Annotated in this window: 25 protein-coding genes and 1 tRNA gene; 22 read left to right on the top strand and 4 right to left on the bottom strand. The window is 45.1% G+C overall.

Features of this window, described 5'->3' with window-relative positions; genetic code table 11:
- Nucleotides 1-441 precede the first annotated feature (441 nt).
- The 22 genes from BTR_RS08590 to BTR_RS08485 all read left to right on the top strand — a co-directional run bounded on the left by BTR_RS08590 (nt 442) and on the right by BTR_RS08485 (nt 19,778).
- Nucleotides 442-1,491, top strand: a complete 1,050-nt coding sequence (locus tag BTR_RS08590) for a phage protease (protein ID WP_012231811.1) — start codon at nt 442-444, stop codon at nt 1,489-1,491.
- Complete coding sequence (locus BTR_RS08585) at nt 1,488-1,829, top strand: DUF2190 family protein (protein WP_012231810.1); 342 nt, start codon at nt 1,488-1,490, stop codon at nt 1,827-1,829. Before BTR_RS08590 ends, BTR_RS08585 begins: the two co-directional genes overlap by 4 nt.
- Nucleotides 1,830-1,841: 12 nt before the next feature.
- Nucleotides 1,842-2,807: a major capsid protein gene (locus BTR_RS08580; protein WP_012231809.1), complete on the top strand. Its 966-nt coding sequence runs from the start codon at nt 1,842-1,844 to the stop codon at nt 2,805-2,807.
- Between the two features lie 15 nt (nt 2,808-2,822).
- On the top strand, nt 2,823-3,248 hold the full coding sequence (locus BTR_RS08575) for a gp436 family protein (protein ID WP_012231808.1): 426 nt from the start codon (nt 2,823-2,825) through the stop codon (nt 3,246-3,248).
- A gap of 1 nt (nt 3,249) precedes the next feature.
- Nucleotides 3,250-3,744 carry a phage virion morphogenesis family protein gene (locus BTR_RS08570; RefSeq protein ID WP_012231807.1) on the top strand — a complete coding sequence of 165 codons (495 nt, stop codon included), beginning with the start codon at nt 3,250-3,252 and terminating at the stop codon, nt 3,742-3,744.
- Complete coding sequence (locus BTR_RS08565) at nt 3,741-4,262, top strand: hypothetical protein (RefSeq protein WP_038473602.1); 522 nt, start codon at nt 3,741-3,743, stop codon at nt 4,260-4,262. Before BTR_RS08570 ends, BTR_RS08565 begins: the two co-directional genes overlap by 4 nt.
- Entirely contained in the window at nt 4,259-4,852 is a 594-nt protein-coding gene (locus BTR_RS08560; RefSeq protein ID WP_012231805.1) for a phage baseplate assembly protein V, read from the top strand. The genes BTR_RS08565 and BTR_RS08560 overlap by 4 nt, the downstream gene beginning before the upstream one ends.
- Nucleotides 4,853-4,864: 12 nt before the next feature.
- Entirely contained in the window at nt 4,865-5,065 is a 201-nt protein-coding gene (locus BTR_RS08555; protein ID WP_012231804.1) for a hypothetical protein, read from the top strand.
- 3 nt (nt 5,066-5,068) lie between these two features.
- Nucleotides 5,069-5,455 carry a GPW/gp25 family protein gene (locus tag BTR_RS08550; RefSeq protein ID WP_012231803.1) on the top strand — a complete coding sequence of 129 codons (387 nt, stop codon included), beginning with the start codon at nt 5,069-5,071 and terminating at the stop codon, nt 5,453-5,455.
- Nucleotides 5,442-6,308: a baseplate assembly protein gene (locus BTR_RS08545; protein WP_012231802.1), complete on the top strand. Its 867-nt coding sequence runs from the start codon at nt 5,442-5,444 to the stop codon at nt 6,306-6,308. The genes BTR_RS08550 and BTR_RS08545 overlap by 14 nt, the downstream gene beginning before the upstream one ends.
- Nucleotides 6,308-7,414 (top strand): phage tail protein, encoded by a 1,107-nt coding sequence (locus BTR_RS08540; RefSeq protein WP_012231801.1) that lies wholly within the window; start codon nt 6,308-6,310, stop codon nt 7,412-7,414. The genes BTR_RS08545 and BTR_RS08540 overlap by 1 nt, the downstream gene beginning before the upstream one ends.
- Nucleotide 7,415: 1 nt before the next feature.
- Nucleotides 7,416-10,559 carry a DUF4815 domain-containing protein gene (locus BTR_RS08535; protein WP_012231800.1) on the top strand — a complete coding sequence of 1,048 codons (3,144 nt, stop codon included), beginning with the start codon at nt 7,416-7,418 and terminating at the stop codon, nt 10,557-10,559.
- 14 nt (nt 10,560-10,573) lie between these two features.
- Nucleotides 10,574-11,890 (top strand): Bgr_08870 family protein, encoded by a 1,317-nt coding sequence (locus BTR_RS08530; RefSeq protein WP_012231799.1) that lies wholly within the window; start codon nt 10,574-10,576, stop codon nt 11,888-11,890.
- A 9-nt stretch (nt 11,891-11,899) separates the two neighbouring features.
- Nucleotides 11,900-12,112 (top strand): hypothetical protein, encoded by a 213-nt coding sequence (locus BTR_RS08525; protein ID WP_012231798.1) that lies wholly within the window; start codon nt 11,900-11,902, stop codon nt 12,110-12,112.
- 145 nt (nt 12,113-12,257) lie between these two features.
- Nucleotides 12,258-13,547: a phage tail sheath C-terminal domain-containing protein gene (locus BTR_RS08520; RefSeq protein ID WP_012231797.1), complete on the top strand. Its 1,290-nt coding sequence runs from the start codon at nt 12,258-12,260 to the stop codon at nt 13,545-13,547.
- A complete protein-coding gene (locus BTR_RS08515; RefSeq protein ID WP_012231796.1) occupies nt 13,544-14,062 on the top strand; it encodes a phage major tail tube protein in 519 nt (172 codons plus the stop codon). The genes BTR_RS08520 and BTR_RS08515 overlap by 4 nt, the downstream gene beginning before the upstream one ends.
- Nucleotides 14,063-14,071: 9 nt before the next feature.
- Nucleotides 14,072-14,485 carry a hypothetical protein gene (locus BTR_RS08510; protein WP_012231795.1) on the top strand — a complete coding sequence of 138 codons (414 nt, stop codon included), beginning with the start codon at nt 14,072-14,074 and terminating at the stop codon, nt 14,483-14,485.
- A gap of 131 nt (nt 14,486-14,616) precedes the next feature.
- Nucleotides 14,617-16,953, top strand: a complete 2,337-nt coding sequence (locus tag BTR_RS08505; RefSeq protein WP_012232189.1) for a phage tail tape measure protein — start codon at nt 14,617-14,619, stop codon at nt 16,951-16,953.
- A gap of 156 nt (nt 16,954-17,109) precedes the next feature.
- Nucleotides 17,110-17,580, top strand: coding sequence for a phage tail protein (locus tag BTR_RS08500; protein WP_012231793.1), 471 nt, complete (start codon nt 17,110-17,112; stop codon nt 17,578-17,580).
- Nucleotides 17,577-17,831, top strand: coding sequence for a tail protein X (locus BTR_RS08495; RefSeq protein ID WP_012231792.1), 255 nt, complete (start codon nt 17,577-17,579; stop codon nt 17,829-17,831). Before BTR_RS08500 ends, BTR_RS08495 begins: the two co-directional genes overlap by 4 nt.
- Nucleotides 17,831-18,814 (top strand): phage late control D family protein, encoded by a 984-nt coding sequence (locus BTR_RS08490; protein ID WP_012231791.1) that lies wholly within the window; start codon nt 17,831-17,833, stop codon nt 18,812-18,814. Before BTR_RS08495 ends, BTR_RS08490 begins: the two co-directional genes overlap by 1 nt.
- 142 nt (nt 18,815-18,956) lie before the next feature.
- Nucleotides 18,957-19,778, top strand: a complete 822-nt coding sequence (locus BTR_RS08485; protein ID WP_012231790.1) for a DNA adenine methylase — start codon at nt 18,957-18,959, stop codon at nt 19,776-19,778.
- Nucleotides 19,779-19,944: 166 nt separating this feature from the next.
- Here BTR_RS08485 and BTR_RS08480 read toward each other — a convergent pair.
- The 4 genes from BTR_RS08480 to BTR_RS08465 form a co-directional block, all read right to left on the bottom strand.
- A tRNA-Gln gene (locus BTR_RS08480) sits at nt 19,945-20,018 on the bottom strand.
- Between the two features lie 87 nt (nt 20,019-20,105).
- Nucleotides 20,106-20,864 carry an iron ABC transporter ATP-binding protein gene (locus tag BTR_RS08475; protein WP_012232188.1) on the bottom strand — a complete coding sequence of 253 codons (759 nt, stop codon included), beginning with the start codon at nt 20,862-20,864 and terminating at the stop codon, nt 20,106-20,108.
- On the bottom strand, nt 20,861-21,811 hold the full coding sequence (locus tag BTR_RS08470; protein ID WP_012232187.1) for an iron chelate uptake ABC transporter family permease subunit: 951 nt from the start codon (nt 21,809-21,811) through the stop codon (nt 20,861-20,863). Before BTR_RS08470 ends, BTR_RS08475 begins: the two co-directional genes overlap by 4 nt.
- Nucleotides 21,804-22,760 carry an ABC transporter permease gene (locus tag BTR_RS08465; RefSeq protein ID WP_012232186.1) on the bottom strand — a complete coding sequence of 319 codons (957 nt, stop codon included), beginning with the start codon at nt 22,758-22,760 and terminating at the stop codon, nt 21,804-21,806. Before BTR_RS08465 ends, BTR_RS08470 begins: the two co-directional genes overlap by 8 nt.
- Nucleotides 22,761-22,807: the final 47 nt, after the last annotated feature.

Below are 22,807 nucleotides of genomic sequence, written 5' to 3'. Positions count from 1 at the left end.
AAAAAAACGCACTTTGAGAAAAACCATGTTGGCTTTGCGGAGAAGGGTCGAGATGGGGAAAACGGGAAGGCGTGGAGGGCGGTCAACTCCTCGCAGATCCGGTAAAACCGTCCTGGCAAAACTGGCTCACGCCTCGTGGGTAATCTAACAGTTTCAACGTTCAAAAGCAATCTTTAAAAAAAAACGGCTTGAGAGAGGCTTTGTTGTGTGGAGTGATAATTTGTACCTCTCACTTCACAACGGCGCTCTATCGCCTTTGAAGTGCCTTTGAAAACGATTTTATGGGATGGTTTAGCACGGGGGTTTCTCTCACAAGGAGAATAATAGGGAAAAGAGTGCTTTTTTGAGAAATGCTCTTTTGACTGACACTGTCAGACTTATAAGGTGAAGCGGTTTCATGCATTGTATTGCCAATGACAATTGTAAAGCAATAGGCAATGTATGGAACAGGAATTTCACGAAGATCAAAAAGATGGGGATGCCCAGACATTTTATGATGAGACATTTCATGCTGCGTTAATAGATCTCTGTCCAGACGTTTTATGCCAAGACATTTCATTTGAAGACGCCACCATTAGCCAAGCGCCTGAGTGGGTAGAGTTGTTGCCCAAAGCGCCCCATGTGAAGGCACGTGATGGACGACAATGGCATTATAATCCGCAAACTATTTTAAAAGCCTTTGCAGCCAATAAAGGACCGCTTGTGATTGATTATGAGCATGGACAACATCACCGTGCGAGAAATGGCTTGGAAGCGCCGGCAAGCGGCTGGATTGAAGAATTAGCAGAGCGGGATGGTGCGATTTGGGGACGGGTTAAATGGACAGATATGGCTACCAAAAAAATTATTGCTCGAGAATATCGCTATCTTTCGCCTGAGTTTCGCCATTCCAAGAAAGGTGAAATTTTAAATTTAGCCGGTGCTGGACTGGTCAATCGTCCAGCCCTTGTGATGACGGCTTTAAGCCGTGAACAGCCCAAAATACCCCCTATAACTTTGACGGAGAAAATGATGGATTTGACAGCCATTGCCAGTGCACTATCGTTGGCAGAAGATGCTAAAGCGGATGAGGTTTTAGCAACGCTTAAAGCGCGCGAAAAGGAACGCGTGGAACTTTGCACCCAATTAAAAAAAGCGCGAGAAGATTTAGCGCTTTTGCAAGAAGAGCAAAAAAACAGTGCCATTGAGAGTCTTTTAGACAAGACCATTGAAGAGGGCAAGATTTTGCCGGCAGCCCGCGCAGAATATCGTGCGCTCTGTAGCCTTGAAGGGGGGATGGAGCATTTTAAAAGTTTGATAGAAAAATTGCCGGCGCTTGCCTCAACAAGCCCTCTAGAAGTGTGTGCCTTAGCACAAGAACCAAAGCTTGCGCCAGAAGAGGTTGCTGTTGCGGCACGTCATTATCAGGAAGAGCAGAAGAAAAAAGGCTTCGACATCACTATTAGCCAAGCGGTCGATCATATTTGTGAACAAAAGGAGCGCCCATTATGAGTACGATGATTTTGATTAAATCTTTTCGCGCTGCTGGGGAAATTTCACCTTATTGCATTGTTGCAGCACGAACTGAGGGAATGGTGGCAACGGCTTCTGGAAAGGGTGATAAATTATTAGGCACTGCCGGCTCTTTGAGTGCAAAGGCTGGTGAGATGCTTGATGTTGGTCAATGTGGCTGGGGCGAAGTGATCTGTGGGGGCAATGTTTCCTTTGGTGATTTTTTGACCTCTGACCCCAAAGGGCACGCCATAAAGGCAGAAGCAGCAGACCGCACCATTGGTATTGCCATGAGTGATGGCTCTGCTGGTGATGTTATTTCTTTTAAAATTAATTAATCGAGGCTAAAAATGAATAGACCTTTTCCCATTGATCCAACACTTACCGCCATTGCTATTGGGTATCGCAATCCAGCAGGTTCTCTTATTGGCGATAAAGTTTTGCCCCGCGTTTCTGTTTTAAGTGAGGTGTTTAAATATAGTGAGTTTCCTCTAGCGGAAAATTTTACCGTTCCTGAACTTGAGGTTGGGCGAAAAGGACGCCCGAATGTGGTAGAATTTTCTGCCTTTGAACGGGAAGCCAGTGTCAAAGATTACGGGCTTGATGATCTCATTCCCAATTCCGATATTGAGGCAGCAGCTCGCGCACGGGCAGAAAAGCGCTCTCGTTATAACCCCGAAAAGACAGCTGTGGAAGGACTTGCCAATTTGCTGGAATTGGGGCGTGAAGTGCGGGTGGCAGCGCTTGTGCAAGACAATAAAAATTATGCGCCAGAGCGGGTGATGACGCTTAAAGGCGAGGATAAGTTTAGTGATTATGAGAAATCAGACCCTTATGCTGTTTTAGATGAGGCCATGGATAAAAGTCTCATCTATACGCCCAACACCCTTGTGATGGGCAAAGTTGTTTGGTCAAAACTCAAACGCCACCCTAAAATCATCAAAGCCGTTAAAGGGGGTGGTACTGCTGATGGTTTTGTCACCAAAGCGCAATTTGCTGATCTGATGGAAATACACCCCGATCGTTTACTCATTGGTGAATCGCAAGTGAATTTAGCTCGCAAAGGGCGTACGGCGCAATTGGCGCGCGTTTGGGGCAATAAGATTGCTCTGCTTTATATTGATCCTACCAAGCAACAGGCGGATGGTTCGGTGATTAGCTGGGGCTTTAGTGCTCAATTGGGTGAGCGTATCTCTGGGGTGATCTCTGATCCAGATATTGGTTTATCGGGTGGTAAACGGGTGCGTGTGGGTGAACGGGTGTGTGAATTGGTCGCTGCAAAAGATGCCGGTGTGTTGCTGCAAGATGTTGTTTAAGGGAATCTTTAAAAGATGGCGTATGCAAGCAAAACATTGATTGAAGAGCTCTGGGGTGATGATTTCTTAAAAGACTTATGTGCTTTTGATGATGAGAATTCTGATCCAGTGCTTTTAGATCAAGCTATTGCCCTTGCTCTAAACCAAGCAAGTGGTGAGATTGATGTGCATTTGTCTCATCGCTACTGTGTCCCCATTGTTGGACAGCCGGCGGCTCTCAGCATGATTTGTGTCAATATTGCTGTTTATAATTTAGCCATACGCCATACGGCACTGACCACCACCATTGAAGATCGTTACAAACAGGCGGTTGATTTGCTGAAACGCATTGCGGAAGGCAAGGCGGGTTTGGGGGGCGATGAGCCTAAAATTATGAGCGAAGATGGTCCCGTGCGTGATGGGGCTTTTTTTACTGCTAAACCGCGTTTGATGGGAAGGTAACATGTCTGTTTCAACCCATATTGAGATTAAAGAGACAGGGCTTGAAGCGGCCTTATCCTTTTTACAAAAGGGAGCTGATAGCTCGATGGGGACTTTAGCACAAGGGGTTGGACGCCTCATTCAAGAGAGCACAAGGCGGCGGATTCAAAGTGAAAAAACCTCTCCCCAAGGAGAAAAGTGGAAAAACAATCATGCCCGTACCTCCATTCTTTTTGCCAGTGGGGCGCTCTCACGCTCCATTGATATGAAAGCTTCACCAGAAAAGGTGATGGTGGGGAGTGGGTTGGTTTATGCGCGGATTCATCAATTGGGTGGGGTTATTCGCCCCAAAAATGGCAAAACCCTTCGCTTTTTTCTGAAAAGCAGCAAAGCACAGCGTTTTGTGTGTGTGCCGCAAGTGACCATGCCGGCGCGCCCTTATTTGGGGCTTTCAGAGCAAAATAAAGTGGAAATTGTCAAAGCAGCAGAGGATTGGTTGGGAAGGATCTTTTCGTGAGTCAAATGATCAAGCAAGCAGGGCGTATTAATGCGTTTCGTGAGGCGGTGATAAAGAGCCTTAAACGCGCTTTGCCAGATGTGCGCGATTGTGCCTGTCAATTTGGACGCTTTAATTTAGAAGAGCTTGAAACACAAATGCTTGTGGCACCAGCTGTGCGTGTTGCGGTTTTAGAAAGTCGCTTAACTTCTGTGGCGTCTGGACAGCAGAGTGCGGATCTCCATTTAGGGGCTTTTATTATTACCACGGGTAAAGAGCGTGATATCCAAAGTTGGCTTTTGGCAGAAGCTATCGCGGTTTTATGCCATAGCGGACAATTGTGGGGATTGACACATTTAAGTGCCCCGCGGGATGTGTCAATTGATCCCATTATCTCTGCGGCGATTAAGCAGCGTGGTGTATCGATCAGTGTGGTGGAATGGCACCAAGATTTATATCATTTGGGACAGGATATTTTTGCTGATGCGGGACAACTCAAAGCTGGGTTGATTTATTTAGACAATGAGGTGGGGGCATGAATGATGCACATCTCTTAAGCGATACCTTTCGACAAATTATGAAGCGTCTTGATGCGCTTGAACGCTGTCTTGCCAACCAACACATGATCGGGCGGGTTGCAGAAGTTGATGGTCATAGGGTGCGGGTGAAACTTTTCTCTGAGAGTGCCAATGGACAAGCGGTTTTATCGCCTTGGCTGCAAGCACAAGAAGCGGCGGGGGCTGTTTCCAGCAATATGCCTTTCAATGTTGGTGATCCGGTGCGGTTGTTGAACCCCCATGGTGAAATTGGCTCCGCCTCTCTGGTTGTACGCGATAGCTATAGTGAGGATATGCCTAACCCCGCACGCTCGCCGCAAGAGCTTGCGCTCTGTTATGCGGGGGGCGCTTTGCGGATGACAAAAGATGAACTTATTCTCTCCCATGGAGAAAACCAAATCCATTTGAGTGCACAAGGTCTGGTGCTTTCTCATCAAGCAACCCGTGTTGCATTAACGGGCAGTGTACAGATTGAAGCAGAAGATTTGCAGCACAATCAAATTTCTGTTGGCGCAAGCCATAAACACGGCGGGGTCAAAATCGGTCCTTCCACAACCTCTTCCCCCCTTTAAAGGAGTTTTATCATGCATGAGAACACTTATGTTGTTTTAACCAATGCCGATTTTGTTGCAGGCAACCGTTCACCAGGCAAGGGTGAAGAAATCCGTTTAAGCGGTGAGGCAGCAAAATACCCTTTGCTTCTTGGTCAGATTGCTGAAAAAACAGCCCCCGTTGTTGCTGCGGCCCCAACCGTTTCTACCACAAAGACAAGCAAAGGGGCTTAAACCATGCGTTGTGGGGTGAGCGAAAAGGATGGCTCTCTCTTATATGGTTGGGATCATTGCCAACAATCACTCCATAAATGTTTAATGACAAGGATAGGAACACGGGTTTTGCGTCGCCATTATGGGTGTGATGTCAGAGAATTCCAAGATGCCAATGCTGATCCTGCAACAATCTTACGTCTTTATCAAGCCATTGCCTGCGCGCTCGATAATCCAGAATGCGGAGAGCCTGGGTTCTCATTGCAAAGGATTGATCTGACCAAAGCAACGCGCGAGGGGACATTCCACTTTGTTTTAAGGGGTGTTTTTTATCCCGATGGACATTTGGGGGATTGGTCCCATGGGCAAGAGAGGCAATTTCCTTTAGAGGTTTTTTATGGCAGAGCTTGAACATTTACCCTTTTCACAACTCCCTCTGCCACAAATTATTGAAGAGCTTTGTGTTGAAGTAATTTTAGAGCAAAAGATTGCGCGTTTGGTGGATGTTTTTGCAGCTCATCATATTCCCTATAATGTGGAAAAGACCGCTTATGACCCCGTGGTCATACAATTACAAGCGGCTGCTTATGAAGAGTTGCTGTTGCGCCAACGGATTAATGAAGTAGCGCGAGACAATTTACTGGAATTTGCGCGTGGGACAAGTTTAGACCATTTGGGAGATTTTCATGGGGTTACGCGCCTTTTAGATGAAGATGATGCGCGGTTTCGCCGCCGCATTCGCTTAAATAGGCAAGGGCATTCCACAGGGGGCACAGTGCCCCGCTACCAATATTTTGCCCTCTCCAGCGATATCCATGTCAAAGATGCTTTTGTTTATCGTGAGGGTAAAAGCCCGCTCATTCATGTGGCGCTTTTTAGTGACAGCCCATCAGGGGTGGCTGATGAGGCTTTGATTGCCAAGGTGCAAGCAGCCCTTGATGAAGAACAGGTAAAAATGACCAATGATACTCTCTTGGTCAAAAGTGCCGTGCAGCGGGTGATCGATATTTCGGCTGATCTTTGGTTGTTGCCTCATGAAGGTTTTCTTGTTTTAGAAAAGGCAGAGCAGAATTTGAGAGAAGAGTGGGCGCGTACATGGAGACTAGGGCGTGATCTCTCTTTAAGTTGGATACTCAGTCGCCTGATGGTTGAGGGTGTGCATCATGTGGAGATAACGCAACCGTGCAAGGATATTCTGGTCGCCCCTCATGAGGCGATAGCACTAGGGGAAATTGCCTTATCATTACGGGGGCACGCTTATTGATGGTCTCGTTGTTATTGCCGCCAAATTCAAGCTTGTTTGAACGCTGCCTTGCTGATGCAATGGCTGTTGATGTTCAAGTAAAAAGGGCACTCGAAGATATTTCTCGTGCCAAATTAATCACGCGCCCTCCATCTTGGTTGCCCTCTCTCATTGATGAATATGGTTTACAAGAACTCACGCCTTATTTCTCGAATTCTTATGATCTGATTGACCAAGGGCTTGCATGGCAGCGCTTGCGTGGTTCTGTTGCAGCCATTGAGTTGGGACTTCAATGGTTAGAGCTTTCTGCACACTTTACACCCGCATGGTCAGGGCGTGCATGGTGGAATTCCTTTCAACTTGATTTTGATCAATTGCCTGAACAAAGCAGCCTTGAAGCCATTGAAGCCATTGTCGACCTTTCCAAAAGCTTTCGCTCTGATTTTCGCCGTGGGACCTATGGTTATGATGTGGGAGCTATAGAAGGCGATATGTCACGCCTTGATGACAGCATGCTGGATTTTGAAAGTGGCGTGCGCTTAACAGCTCGTGACACTCTGTTTTCCTTTGGACGCACCACAGAAATTAATCACACGCTCACAAAACAAGAAGGCAAGCTTATTGGCAACTGGATTGATGACTTTGACGAGGAATTAAGCTGGAACCAAATCGATTACCCTTGGGATTTGGCAAATTTTCCTTGGTGTTCGGTTAAAAAACATGAACGCGATATCCTTATGGCAGAGTGGTTTCATGGTCGCACGCTTTATCTCGTGTTAAGAGACAGCCAAGATGGTGTGATTGGGTATCGCAGATGCTATGCTGTAGCGCCTGTCGAACAGGTTTTAGAGGGTGTTTACAACCATTGCGGAAACAGATTTAATCCCTCCCCAACAGGCACTCTGTTGTTTCTTGCTGCCCGTACAGACTTTCACGATGTTGACGGGAAACAAGCAGCTTTTGTTTCCATTCTCGTTCACGCTACCCCCGCAGAAAACATAGCGGTTGGCAAGCTTTGGTTGGAGCCTGATGAACTCAATGGCGGTGTCGAGATACTCAAAACGCCCATTAATATTCCTTTGCGTGCCGATGTTCGCGAACAATTCAAGATTTTATTGAGGTTTTAACATGAAACATGAAAGCGGACTACCCTTTGCAATTGATAGATCGGTCGGCAAAGATGAACAACAAAGCGTGGTGTTTTATGGCAGGCGCTCTTTTCTTCAAGGTGGTGAACTCAATGAAATGCAAACCATCATCAGGGGGCGTCATGACCGTTTGGGGCGCCTTGTGGCACAAGAAGGAGACCGCGTTGAACGAGCAGATGCCTTTGTCAACAAAGACACAAAGACCGTTACCTTAACGGAGGGTAAGATTTATATTGCAGGCGATATCTTTCCCGTCTCAAATGCTGTTCTCACGAATATTTCCATGATGGGGCGCGTGGAAATCGGTGTAAAGTTGCAAAAGAAATGGGTGACCTATGAGGATGATCCAGAACTGTTAGGACAAGTTACAGGGTCCTTGGCAGAAGGAGAAGGAGGTGCGGCACGCGAGGTCGCAAAACTTGTCTGGGCTCTCAAAGATGATGACCAGAAAGGGACTTTTTTTCCGGTCTATATCTTGCAAGATGGTGTTTTGATTGATCAAAAATCCCCCTCATTACTTGAACCCGCTATGCAAGCCATTGCGACGTATGATCGCTCCCATGGACACTATATCGTGGGGGGATGCCGTGTCACAGCTTTGGGGCAAGAGGGACAAAAGCAAGTGTTCAGTATTCAAGAGGGAGAAGCCAATATCAATGGTTTCAAACGCAAGCGCTTGGCTGCTTTGCGCTATGAAGAACTCGAGGACTTTTCGACAAGTGCCGTTCCTAGTGAAACCCATATTTTTGCACCTCCAAAGGGCAAGACAAGCTTTACCTTTAAAACCTATTATACCCCCATTGCCGCTGTTCATTCCCTTTTGTTGACGAAAGAAAAAACCGTGACAATCACTCGCGGTGCAGTTGCCTCCGGGCGTGATGGGGTGGCGGACAAAAGTATCACCGCTTTTATCAAAATTGTTCAAGGAACCAAGGAATTTAAAGAAGGCAAGGATTTCAAAAAAACCGGAGACACCATTGATTGGGCGCCCATGGGCGATGAACCACTCCCCGGCAGTAGTTATAAAGTGACCTATCGATACCGCGCGAGCATAAAAGCGGATAAAGTAACAGCGCAGGAAATCACCGTCTCAGGAGGGGCTGAGGGAGGTGATATCATTGTAAGCTACACTTATAAACTCCCCCGCATTGACCGTATTGGTCTCAACACAGGAGGCAATGTTGTCTATATCAAAGGCGTCTCGGCAGACCAACCCATGGCTCCCAGTGTCCCGGATGATGTGCTCTCCCTTGCTACCATTACCAACAATTGGCTTAGCACCCCCCAAGTGGCTAATGATGGCACGCGTGTTGCCCCTTATGATGAGATGTGGCGTTATTTTCAACGGGTGCTCTCTCTTGACCGCCTCATGCAATTAGAGCGCATTAAAAGCAATGTTGACTCTAAAGAGCCTGTTGCCAAAAAAGGCATGTTTGCAGACCCTTTTCTCGATGACAGTTATCGCGATGAAGGGTTTCCCCAAACAGGGGCTATTGGTCATGGCATTTTACAGCTTGCCATTGATCCAACCTTTTATACTGCCCCCCTGAACGCCCCTGTCACACTTGACTGGACCAATGAAGTGATCATTGCGCAAGAATTGACTACGGCTTGCGAAAAGATCAACCCCTATCAAAATTTTGCACCTCTCCCCGGGACTGTCTCCCTTACCCCCGCAACAGATTTTTGGCATGAACAGCGCACCGATTGGCTCTCAAGTGTCACCAATCAACTCAATATGGGATGGAATCGCGGGAGAACTATCCGTAACACGGAAGTACGTGATGACCTCATCAATGAGACTCGAGAGCAAATCGATTTTTTAAGACAAATTAAGCTGAATTTTAAGATTGAAGGCTTTGGTCGTGGTGAAATCTTGGAAAGCCTTACCTTTGATGGTGTGGATGTCTTACCCAACAGCCGCCTTGTTGCCGATAGCAAAGGCACCCTTGAAGGCATCTTTAGCATTCCTGCGAATATTACGGCTGGTACAAAGAATGTGATTGCACGAGGCAGAGGGGGCACCGTTGCAACAGGGCTTTTTACCGGTCAAGGGGTGATTGATGTAAAGGTGATGCGACGTACCACCACGGTGAAAATATGGACACAAGTAGACCCGCAAGCCCAAGTCTTTACCCCTGATGAAACACGGCAAATCACGGGGATTGATTTCCATCTTTGTAAAATAGGCAATCAAGCCCATGATCTGGTGATTGATTTGGTCACCACCGAAAACGGTTATCCGACCGCTGATATTCAAGCCCAAACATCTTATTCCATGAAGGGTGCCAAAACCGGCTGGGCTAGCGCACGCTATGATGTACCCTTAACCGTCCCTGATGACCGTCTGACCGCCTTTGTCATTAAAACCGATGATGCGGATCATTCCGTATCACTGGCTAAACTTGGGGATTTTGATAAAGACAGCCAAAGATATGTCTCAAGCCACCCCTATGTGACGGGTCCGCGCTTTTCTTCTGTCAATGCACAAAGCTGGAGCGCCCATCAAGATGAAGCATTAGCCTTTCGGGTGTTGGCTGCACGCTACAGGCAAACAGAAAAGATGGTTGATTTAGGCACCTTTGATCTTGTGGATTGTTCTGATTTGCAAGTGCGTGCAGCGGTAGAATTGCCTTCAAGCGATTGCTCTGTCATCTTTGAAATTGAACGCAACAACGGCACGGTTTACCAACTGCTACCCTTTCAATTGCTAAGCCTTAGCGAATATATCAGTGAAAAGGTCAAGCTTCGCGCCATTCTTAAAGGCACAGAGAAACTCTCTCCGGTGTTATTTGCCCCGGTTCAGTTGATTGCAGGAAAGATTCATAAAACAGCAACTTATATCACGCGGGCTTTTGCCTTTGGGGAAAAGGCAAGATTGACCAGCTATATCAAAACCTTCTTGCCGGGCGGTTCCTCTTTCACCCTCGAGATGCAACTGGATGATGGGGCGTTTGTCCCTTTGAAACTCGATGAAACAGAACAGTTATCGGAGCCTCTCTGGACAGAGCGCAAATTTATTAGTGGTGACAAAACAGCCAAACAAGCACGCCTTAAACTCACCCTTACCGGTGGACCGGCGGCGCGTTCCATGGTGTGTGATTTTGGCGCCGGCATCATATGATGGGAGAATAAGAGATGACAAAAACCAAAAAACTCGACATGGAATTGCCACAAGAAGGGCGTTTTATCAGTTCTGAATTCCCTATTTTGCGTGAAAACCTCAATAAACTTGATCAAGCGCTTGTGGCTGTTGAGGAAAAAATAGACGAAAAAGCGCCTTTACAACACACGCATACCATAAGTGAAATCACAGATCTAGAAAGCACTCTCAATGGCAAGATGGCAGCCGATAAAACTTTCTCATTTGCTGATTTAAGCGATATCGAGGGGGCAAAAGATGCAGCAAATAATTATGTTCTCTATAAATCAAGCAACAACAATTTTACCTTTGGTAGTGCTGTCTCCCTGTTAGGCGCGCACCAGCATAAAACCGAAGATATCGTGGGGCTTGATGATTTTAGAGCTAAGATTAATCAAGATCTAACAAGTTATGGGCGCCTCACAAGCCCAAATGAATGGAAAAATTACAATAAATTTACCAGCAAAGTCACCATGAGTGGTGGCTTAGAACTTTTGGATAATTCGCCGTTTAGCCTTATTCATAATGGTGAAACGGTGACAAGTTTAAGCACAACGGGAAGCACGTTGAAAGGACCGCTTAAAGTGGATGGTGATGTTGTTTATACGAAATCAGAAATAGATAAATTAATAGCTTCATTAGTCAAAAAACCGGTTGAAATTCTCATTACAGAAAGTGGTACACTTCCATTTCCCGCAGATGTCACTGATGACACAGAGGTAGAAATATGGGCATGGGGAGGTGGAGGCAGTGGAGGGACTGGAGTCCGGTTAAAAACTACTTATAACGGTCGTATCACATACACCTATTATGGTGGAGGTGGAGGCGGTGGAGGGCAATGTGTACGCGTTAAAATCAAAGGATCTCAGCTTAGAAAAGCAAAAAATATTCAAATTGGTGGTGGTGGTAAAAATGGTAATGGTGGTGCCACGATTATTGAAGGGGTTCTCATCGCCAATGGTGGGAGTATAGGCTCTAATGGTAGTGGAGTTACCGAAACAGTAGGAAAAGGAGGAAGAGGAGGTTACACAAGCATTAAAAACTTTATTTTTTCTGGCGGTGATGGTGGAGATGGCGGAAGCTACTCGGGTGGAAGTTCTCTTTTTGGAGGTGGAGGCGGCGGCGGGGGATCTAATAATGGTAATGGTGGCTGTGGTGGTGAAAGTGACAAAGGTGGTAAAGGTGGTAAAGGTGGCCATAACCAAGCTGATGCAGGTGGTGGTGGTGGCGGTTATTTTCCTGGAAAGGATGCAGCAAATTACAACAGTGGTGACGGTGGAAATGGCGCAATATTGTTGAGATTTTTTATATAGGAGTTTTTCATGAAATATGCAGTTGTTGAAAATGGTGTAGTAACGAATATTATTGTCGCATCTGAGAATTATGTCCATGCCTTTGATGGTGAAGCTATCCGCTCAAGTGAAGCACAAATCGGCTGGACTTACAAAGACGGAGTGTTCTCTCCTCCCGTGGTGGATAAAGACACAATGGCAGAGCCTAGGCATAAATCACAAGAAAAAGGTGAAGAAGCTTAGACACTCAAACAATAGTGTAATGATGCTTGATATGTTTTTAAAATCTCTTTCAAAGCCCTTTTAAAGGGCTTTTTTGACTGACAGTGTCAGACTTATGAAAGGGAGCTCTTGTTGTTATGGTCTCTCCATTGATTTGGAGAGCAAAATGGCAATAGAATTTAATCATGGTATCCGCCTCATTGAGGATGGTCAAGCTTCTCGGCCCTTAGAGATGTTTAGCCAAACCGCCCTTGGGGCGGTTGTTACAGCCCCTGATGCTGACAACCAAGTTTTTCCCCTTAACGAGCCCGTGTTGGTCTTCACCCATGAGACAGACAAAATCCAAAAGCTTGGGACACGGGGCACAGCTCTTGATGTTATCAATGCCGTGCGCGCGCAAGGGATTGAGGCACAAGTGATCCTTGTGCGGGTGGAAGAAAAGTCAACCATTGCTGAGACACAAGCTGAAATGGTGGGATCAAATACTCACTTGACCGGTGTGCATGCCTTGGCTCATGCGCGGGGGCATTTGGGGGTGGAACCTGGAATTTTACTTGCACCAGCTTATAGTGCAGGGCGCCTTGATAATGGCAAAAACCCTGTGGCAGATGCTTTGGAACAGGTGGCAGAAAAGCTACAAGCCATTGCTGTGTTTGATACGGGGGGTAAAAATACGCAAGAAAGCCTTGCCTATCGTGCAGATTTTTCCTCACGCTTTTGTTATCTGATTGATCCCTTTGTACGGGTGGCAAATCGTGAGGGAGGTGTGAGTATAAAACCCGCAAGTCCTTTTGCCGCCGCCATGTTTATCAAACGTGACAAGCAAAGGGGCGGTGTTTTCTGGTCTCCCTCCAATCAAGATGTGCATGGTATTTTAGGGACAGCACGCCCCATTAGCTATTTTGATGGGGAAATTGATCATGAGGCAAACCGTCTCAATAAAGCCGATATTGCGACCTTTATTCCCGCGCGCCTTAGTCAAAATGGGCAGGGAGAAGTAGCTTCCAATGGGCGCATTTTATGGGGCAATCATACCACCTCCAGTGATCCGCTTTGGCGTTTTGTCAATGTGGTGCGCACCCGTGCGGCACTGGAAAAAACCATCATGAACAATTTACGCCCTTGGGCTAATGATGAGAATCTCACCGGTCAACATGTTATTGCCATTACCCGCTCTTTGACCAGCTTTCTTGATGATATGATTGCACGCGGTGCACTGCTTGGTGGGCGGGTTTGGTTTGATCGGGATTTAAATTCAAACAGCAATTTACAACTTGGCAAATTGCGGGTGGAATTTGATGCAGAAGAAGTGCCCCCTCTCGAAGATTTAAGCTTTGGCAGCCGGCGCAATGGTGCTTACTTTAATCGGCTGGCGCAAGATATCCAAAAGAAAATGACATATGCTTTTGGTGATACGCTAGAGGGGTATCGCAAAGCAGCAAGGAGTGACATATGACTTTAAGAATTGTTCGTGGTTTTACCCTGATTGTTGATGATGATGTCAATCTCCATCTTGATCTTGAAACCCTCAAATTGCCTACGTTAGAAGAAATCACAGAAACCTATCAACCAGGGGGCTCTGATATGCAAATTGATGTGAGCGGTCTTGGTGTCAAAGCATTAAATTTGCAAATGAAAATCCGCAGCCACACCCCTGAAGTGATTGGTATCTTTGGTGGTCCTCCTGGTCTTCGTCATAAATTTACCGGCAAAAAACATGTGGTGTCTGAAGAAGATGGACGCGAGCATGAACATTCCATTGATGTGACAGGGCGGTTGGTCAAGGTGGATAGCGAAGGCTTAACGGCAGGAAAAGCCACAGGCTATGATTGCGAGATCAAAAATATTTGGGACTATACGGAATTTTGGGATGGTTCTGTTTTACACCGCTTTTCTTTTAAACGGGGCGGTTGGCTTGTGCGCAATGGACAAGAGATTGGTGAACGGCGCCGCTCTATTCTCAATTTATAGGAATTGATCATGACAAGTTTACAAACCAGCCTTGATGTAGAGCTCCAAGTTCCCCTTGTTTATAAGGAGAGTGATGGCAAAGAATTGACACGGCACAAATTGACCTTTTATCGCCCAAACTTCAAGCAAGCACGCCAATTAGCCGTGTTGATTGGACCGCAGTTGGCAAAGCTTGTTCTGCTTGGCTTAGAAGAGGATAAAACAACATTGAGCAATGATGTGCTCATTCTTAAAGTTTGTGAGGCATTGCTTACCCATGAGGCGATGGAAGGAATAGCCGTGCTTTTAGCCGATATGTCTCATGAATCTGTTGAACTCATTAATCGTCTTGATGTTATCGATATTATGGCAGTGTTGAAGGCATTTTTTGCTTTTTTTCCCACACGCCAATCCTCTCTGCCAGACAATTTGGAGCAGAACTAGCCCTTTATTATCACTGGGCGCCTTCAGAGATTAACCAGATGGATTGGCTTGATGTGATTGCTTATCGAGAAGAACTCGCGCGCCTTAAACAACAAGAATATGAAAGCCAAATGTTAGGATAAGATGCAATCATGGATGTTTCCCTTGTTGTGCGTTTTGTTAATCATCTGCAAGAGGGGATCGCTTCTGCCAAGCGAGACTTAAGAGCCTTTAGTTTAGATGTTGCGCATTTCCAAAACCAGACACGAAAACATTTTAAAGGGTGGTTTGACCCTGAGCATCTTAAGGAAGCCACAGCCCATGCAGAAAATGCTTTTATCCATGCGCGTGGGCGCATGGTGGGGGCGATTGCGCAAACCGCAACCTTGATTGCCCCTCTTTATAAAGCCATGCAATTTGATCAATCAATGAAGGGCTTGGAAAAGGTTCTGGATGCTCCCCTTGATCGTTTAAAAGAATTGCGCCGTTTTGCTTTGGAAACCTCTACAAAGATCCCTTTGGCTGCCCGTGAAGTCTTAGAATTGATGACCAGTGCTAGCCAAGCAGGCATTGGTGAACAAGATCTCGAGGCTTTTAGCATTTATGCGGCCAAAGCGGCTGTTGCTTTTGATATGACAGGGGATCAGATTGGGGAACGCTTTGCCAAATTGCGCAATGTCTTTAAGCTTAATCAGGAAGGTATTGAAGATCTAGGGGATGCCATCAACCATCTCTCTAACCACATGGCAGCAAAGGCCAGTGAGGTGTCTGATTTTACCAATCGTGCCACCGGTGCAGCCACTATGTTTAAGTTGACAGCGCGCGAAACCGCGGCATTTGGTACAGCGATGATTTCTGCTGGGATTGTTCCAGAGAGTGCGGCGCGTGGTTTTAATACGATGAGTGCGCGCATTCAAGCAGGAGGCAAACATATTGAAGATGCCTTTAGCAATATTGGGCTCTCACGCCAGAAATTCATGGAAGATTTGGAGAAAGATGCCACCGGTACCTTGGTGCGCTTTTTTAATGTGTTGGGCAAATCTGAACAAGGGATGCGCTCTCTGATTGCCATTGCAGGGCGGGAGTTTACCGGTGATTTTGCCAAATTGGTGGGGAACCCCCAATTGTTAGGGCAAGCTTTAGATTATGTGAAAGATCCACAAGTCTTTAAAGGCTCTGTAGAACAAGAAGCCGATAAACAAGCAACCGGTGCCATGCGGCAATTTGAACTGTTGCAAAACCGTATTGTGGCTTTAGGGATCACCATTGGTGAAGTGCTCCTGCCTCCTCTCAACAGTCTCATGGAAAGTGTTGGGGGATTTGTCAATGGTTTGATGGCGTGGGCTAATGAACACCCTGTTTTAACCGGTGTGATCATCAAAACCATTGCCGCCCTGATGGCTTTTAATATTGCTTTGCGGGTTGTACGTTTTACCATGGCGGGAACCCGCCTTGGGCTTCTTCAATTGATGGGCTCTTTTATCAAGATGAGGGTTGTGAGCCGCACGCTGAAGGCAAGTTGGCGCGGATTAGTCGCTTCAGGGCGCTCATTGGGTTTAATGGCAGCAGGGCTTGGTGGGAGTGCGCTGCGTCTTCTTCGCCCCATGACTTTACTTGTGGGGGCTTTACGGGGGATAGCCGTTTCAGGTGCGGCATTTTCTGCCTCTTTTGGCTTTATTGGGACAGTCATCGAAGTGGTTGGGGCAGCTATTGCCTCTGTTGTGGGGGGGATTTTTACCCCAATAGGGGCTCTCATTGCTGCTGTTGTGGCTGTCATCCTTGCTGCTGGTTTTGCTTTGTGGAAATATTGGGATCGTTTTTCTTCTTTTGTCAAAGGTTTTGCACGGGGGATAACACGGGCTTGGGGCCAAGCCTTTGAAGCCGTTATGCGTTTTTTTGGTGCCGATACGGCAACCATCACCAAATGGAAAAATATCATTGCTGCTGCTTTTGATCTCTCTTCCCATTGGCAAAAGTTTAAACAAGGACTTTCCTCTGTTTCTCAAAGCTTTGCTGGTTTGTGGGAGGGTGTTAAACAAAGCTTTTCCAACTTTTGGCAATGGTTGGGAAGCTTTTTTGTCCGCGAAAAGCTCACAGAGAGTGCCAAGGTTGGTATGGAACAAGCCGGTGAAGATTTAGCGAGTTGGATTGTTGATGGTTTTATGTCGTCCATCTCACAATTGATGGATTATTGTAAATCTTTACCTCACCGCATAAAGGGGTGGATTGGGTCGATTGATGTAAGAGATTTTTTGCCAAGTTTTTTAGGAGGCAAAACGTCCATCCAACCCATAGTACAATTTGCGGGGGCTTCTCCTGTAAATTCATCTGCCAGAGAACCAAGAGACAAAGACCGTTCCCCCATCACCCACAATCAAAATGTCACAGTGCATGTTAATGGGGCGCGTGACCCCATGGCCACCGGTCGTGCGGTTGCTCATGCTTTGCAACGGGCACGCGCCAATGCGCTGCATGGTGGCACAGAATGATAAGGACGACAGAATAAGGGAAGAGACGACGTGCTGGAAAGAACACAATGAGGGGAGGGATGAAGTGCTAGGATGGCGCAATGGTAGGAGAGATGCAATGATACGTTTCGAAAGAAATGACGTGCTGGAAGGGATACAATCAATGGGAGGGCGTCTATGAGAGATCCTTTGCTGATGTTAGGTCCACATCTCTTTTATGTAGACTGGCTTAATTTCCAATCGTTTGAGGAAGAGTTCTCTGCCTCCTGGGTTTGCTTAGAGCGTTTTGGTGAGGCTCCTGGTTTGCAATTTACCGGCTATGGCAATGATCCCAAAACCATCCACGGGGTGTTGTTTCCAGAAGAGTTTGGGGACCGGGTAGCGATAGATGCCATCACCAGAACCATTCGTGCAGCCAAGCCCGTTCAGATGATTCGTTGGATGAGTGACAACGGCTATAGTGCCATTCTCCATGGATCTGTAGTGATCACCAGTGTCACGAAAGACCATGATTACATCAGTCGCTCTGGTCAATCGGGGCGTATTCGCTATGCCATTAGCTTGTTACCGTTTTTCGATGGTGGAAAACCGCAAGGACAATACCAAGAGGGATATGATCAATATTCCCAAGGAGGAGAAACGCCATGAAGATACCAGAAAAGCATCTCGTGGTAGAGCTAGAGGATATGAGTCTTGATCTAATCTGCTTTCAACATGCTATGGCTGTATTAGGAGACCGTTCTCAAGTTGGAGCGATCAAAGGTTATTGTGAAGCTACTTTGCAAGCCAATCCAGGTATTGCAGGGTATGGTGCTCTGTTGCCGCGGGGCTTAAAGGTCATTCTGCCTGAATTTTTATCATGTGAAAAGAACAGCGTGGTCAAAAGGCTATGGGATTAATGCGCACACATCCTTTTATTGAGGTGAGGGTGGGGGAGAATCTTGTCCATGAGGTTTTTTACCAGCGTCTTTTAACGGCAACCATTACCGATCATGTGGGCAATGAAGCCGATACATTTGAAGCGGAGTTTGATGATAGTGGCAATGATTTAGAGATTCCCTCCAGTAACAGCGCACTCCATGTCACCTTTGGCTATCAAAACAGCATCCGTGCCTTTATGGGGCGTTTTGTTGTTGAGTCGGTGGTGAGTATTGGGGGCAGTGATGGAGAGATTTTACGCCTTTGTGGCAAAAGTGCCTCGATGCGCAAAGAACTTAAAGAACAGGCGAGTGAACATTTTGACCACAAAACCATTGCTGAGATTGTTGAGGCCCTTGCCAAACGCCATGGTTATCAAGCAAAGGTCAGTCCACAATTTACCAAACAAACCTTGCCTTATGTGGTGCGCACCGATCAATCGGCGGTTGACTTTTTAACCCGCCTTGCGGACCGCATGCGGGCGCGTTTTTTAATCAAAGACCATAAGTTTTTATTTTTAAGCGGGGATAATTTACCAGCACTCGACATCCATAAGCATGACTGTTCCAGCTGGGAATTCACCCTAGAGCCGCGCACCCAATACGGCACCATCGAAACTTCTTATTTTGATCGCGCAAAAGGGCAACAATGCCAAGTCAAGCATCAAACAGGGTTTACTGGTCCCGTACGTCGTCTGCGCAGTTGTTATCCAAGTCAAGAAGAAGCACAAGCGGCGGCTGCCTCCGAGTCGGATCGCTTATGCCGTGCTGTAGGCAGTGGCTCCTTAACTCTTGCGGGACGCCCTGAAATCATGGCGGATCAACCGCTGCTGCTTCAAGGGTTCCGTAAAGAAATTAATGGGTCATGGAAAGCCGCTACCGTCACCCACCGCTATGAAAAACAAAGCGGTTACACAACAGAAATTACCTTTGAGGCACCAAATCAAGGAAAGGAACAAAAATAGAGGCTGGGCTGGTCACCCAGGCAACGGGAGAAAGTTTTGCGACAACCCCGTCCGATGCAACTTAACTTAACATCACAGCTACTTCTTATCACTTAAAGCAATGAGAAGACGGTTAACATAGATGAAAGAGTGTTAAAAAATAATGGATATACTTCATAAGGAAAAATTAAAATCTGTTGAACCTATTTCACCAGCTGCTGCTTATATTGGGGGCAAAAGAAGATTAGCCAAAACCATTGTCAAAATCATTGAAGATATTCCACATAGCATTTATGCCGAGCCTTTCGTTGGTATGGGTGGAATATTCTTTAGACGGAAACTGATACCATCAACTGAAATTATCAATGATTTTTCAGGAGATGTGGTGAATTTTTTTCGGGTGTTACAACGCCATTATCACCCTTTTATAGAACTGTTAGCGTTTCAAATAAGCAGCCGTGAGACGTTTGAACGCTTACAGACACAAAATCCAGAAACGCTTACGGATTTAGAACGGGCTTTGCGGTTTTTATATTTGCAGCGTTTAAGTTTTAGTGGGAAAGTAGCAGAGCGTACGTTTAGAGTTGAGACAGACCGGTGTGCACGGTTTAATCCCTTCAAACTTGAAGGTATATTAAAGCTTATTTACCGCCGTTTAGCGAGAGTTATCATTGAACATTTAGATTGGTCTGATTTTATTGTGCGTTATGACCGGCCAAATACCTTGTTTTATCTTGATCCACCTTATTTTGGTGTTGAGGATTATTATGGCAAGGACTTGTTTAAGCGGGAGGATTACCAGACGATGTCTATGCTGCTTGCACAATTAAAGGGGAAGTTTCTTCTCTCTCTCAATGATGTGCCAGAGATTCGAAAAACCTTCAGTCAATTCCATATAAAAGAGGTAAGAACAATTTATTCCTGTAATTTGTCAAATAATGCGATTCCGGCAAAGGAACTCATCATTACCAATTGTGATATTTAGGAGAAGAGAAAAAGATCTATTAAAGGGATTTAAACAATCTTTGAAAGGTCTTTGAAGACCCTTTGAGAACCTCTTAAAATCATCTAAAAGAAAATAAATTGGTACAAAACATAGTGTCAAAATATACAAAACACGCTGGCAAGCTACAAGCTACATACAGCTACATTGGCTGGGGAACTTGGATTCGAACCAAGATTGACGGAGTCAGAGTCCGCTGTTCTACCATTAAACTATTCCCCAATAAACCAATATTGCCACTTTTATCAGATTTTAGAGTGCAAGCAAGGACAAAAGAAAAACTTTCCGATTATTGATGATGAGAAGAATTTATCGATAATAAAGAGCAATAGGGATGTCGTTGATTGTTTTTATTTGAATATCGACATCATAAATATCTTTAAGAATTTCTGGTTGCATGATTTCTTTGGGAGTTCCACAATAGGCCGCTTTCCCATTTTTTAATGCTACAATCATATCTGAGTAAGATGAGGCAAAATTAATATCATGCATAACAATAAGAATGGTTTTTTTCAGTTCATCAGCTGTGCGGCGTAGCTGCTTCATCATAGAAACGGCATGTTTCATGTCCAGATTGTTTAATGGTTCATCTAAGAGAAGATAATCGGTATCTTGACAGATGACCATGGCAATAAAAGCGCGTTGGCGCTGCCCTCCAGAAAGCTCATCTAAAAAACAATCTTTTAAATCTTGTAAGCCGAGATAGCGTAGTGCACTGTCAATAAATTGTTTATCTTCATGTGTATACCAGCCTTTTGAATAAGGATAGCGACCGAAACTCACTAAATCGTACACGGTTAAACGGAAGGATAAAGGATTATCTTGACGCAAAATTGAGAGCTTTTGAGCCAAAATGTCATGGGGCATTTTATCAATATCAAAACCGTCGATATGAATTGTTCCTTGGTGGTGTGGTAAAAGACGTCTTATTAGCATTAAAAGCGTTGATTTTCCCGAACCATTGGGCCCAATAAGAGAAATAATCCCCCCTTTGGGCAGATGAAGGCATAAATTATCGATAATCAATCGTGCTCCGTAAGCCTTGGAAAGATGATCGATCTCAATCATTTTACTTTTCCCTTCATCAGTAATATTAAGAAAACAATCCCTCCACAAAACTCAATGATAAAACTTAAACGTCCTGCCATGTGAAAAATTTGCTCTAAAATAAATTGTCCTCCCACCAAACAAATAATCGCTAATAATATTGCAATTGGCACAACAACACCGTGTTTTGCTTGAGGAGAGAGTTCATAGGAAAGGTTGGCAACTAACAGTCCAAAAAAGGTGACGGGGCCTACTAATGCGGTGGAAATAGAGACGAGAATAGAAACAAAAATAAGAATAGCTGTCGCACTTTTATGGTAATTAACGCCAAGATTAAGAGCATTTTCACGTCCCAAAGCCAAAATATCAAGAAAATGACGTGAACGCCATCCAATCAGACTCATAACGAAAATAATGATCGTGGCAAAGCTTATGAGCGACGTATTAAATTTATTAAAATTTGCAAACATAATATCGGTTAAACTCATCATTTGGTCTGGATTGAGTTGCAATTGCATAAACATCCGTAAACTGAAAAAAAAGCCACCTAAAACAACACCCATTAAAAGCGTCAAGTGAAGTCCTTTTAAGCTTCCTGAAAAGAGCCAGCGAAAAAGACTTATTGAAAAAAGAATGAGAATGAGCGCTTCGAGAATAAGCTGTCCTTGTTCATTCAAAAAAGGCAAAGAAAGAGAGCCTAAAAAATATATCAGAACAGTCTTTATTAAAATATAGAGCTGATCAAATCCCATAATTGAAGGGGTCAGAAGGCGGTTATTCGTGATTGTTTGAAATAAAACCGTAGAAACGCTGATTGCATAGGCAACAAGAAGTAGAGAGGAAAGCTTTGTAAGACGAAATGTCCATGTATAAACATTGATATTCCACGTCATGTAAAGACTCATGACAGTACATGCCATGATGATAAGCGTTGTTAGTATACATATTGTTTTTTTTCTTTTATCCAAGACGCTTTCTCCAGCGTAAAAGAAGTATCATGAAAATAAAACTACCGATCACGCCCATTATGGTGCTGATGGGAACTTCAAAAGAAGGATGAATGATTCGTCCTAAAAGATCACAAATCAAAATCAATCCTGCACCGCTGATGGCTACCCAAGGAGCGGTATAGCGCATATTATCTCCCATGAAACTTGAAACAATATTCGGAATAATCAATCCAACAAAAGGAATACGGCCGACGGTACAAACAACCACAGCAGTGATTGAAGCGACAATAAAAAGACCCCAAAACATAACAATACGATAATTCAATCCAAGGTTATTGGTTAAATCTTCTCCTAAGCTTGCAACCGTAAAGCGATCAGCCGTGCAATAGGCCAGAATACAAAGGGGGAGAGATAGCCATAAAAGTTCATATTTTCCCTCAATAATCATGGAAAAACTACCAAATAAGTAGGCTTGAAGGGAAGGAAGTAACATTTCATAATCTGCAATGGCATTGGTTAAAGAGCCAATAATATAGCTCAGCATAATCCCTGTAAGGGGGATAATAAGAGAAGATTTTAGATGAATACGGCGTAATAAAAACATAAAAAGTAAAGTGCCTGTCATGGCAAAAAGTGTCGCAACGACCATTTTTCCTAAAACAGGAATATCGGGCAAAAAAATCATAATAAAAAGAATGCCAAGGGAAGCCGATTCGACGGTCCCAGCGGTTGATGGCTCGACAAAGCGATTACGTGTCAACAGTTGCATAATCATGCCTGAAAGTGCAAGCGCTGCGCCTACTAAAAGAATCGAAATGGTACGAGGAAGACGCGTTTGCCAAAAAATAAACCATGCATAGGGATCAGCTGTGAAGAGGCTAGACGGTGTGACATCAGAATAACCAACAAAAACGCTGAAGATGGATAAGAAAATTAGAAGTGTTATGGTTATCCAATAATTCCTCACGTCATTTTCTCATAAAACTCAATAAAAAACAAAGGTTGTTTTATCAA

Origin of the sequence: Bartonella tribocorum CIP 105476, assembly GCF_000196435.1 — a bacterium.
In the GTDB taxonomy this organism is placed as follows: domain Bacteria; phylum Pseudomonadota; class Alphaproteobacteria; order Rhizobiales; family Rhizobiaceae; genus Bartonella; species Bartonella tribocorum.
The sequence above is the reverse complement of the archived record's forward strand: the minus strand, read 5'-3'. Positions and strand labels throughout refer to the sequence as shown.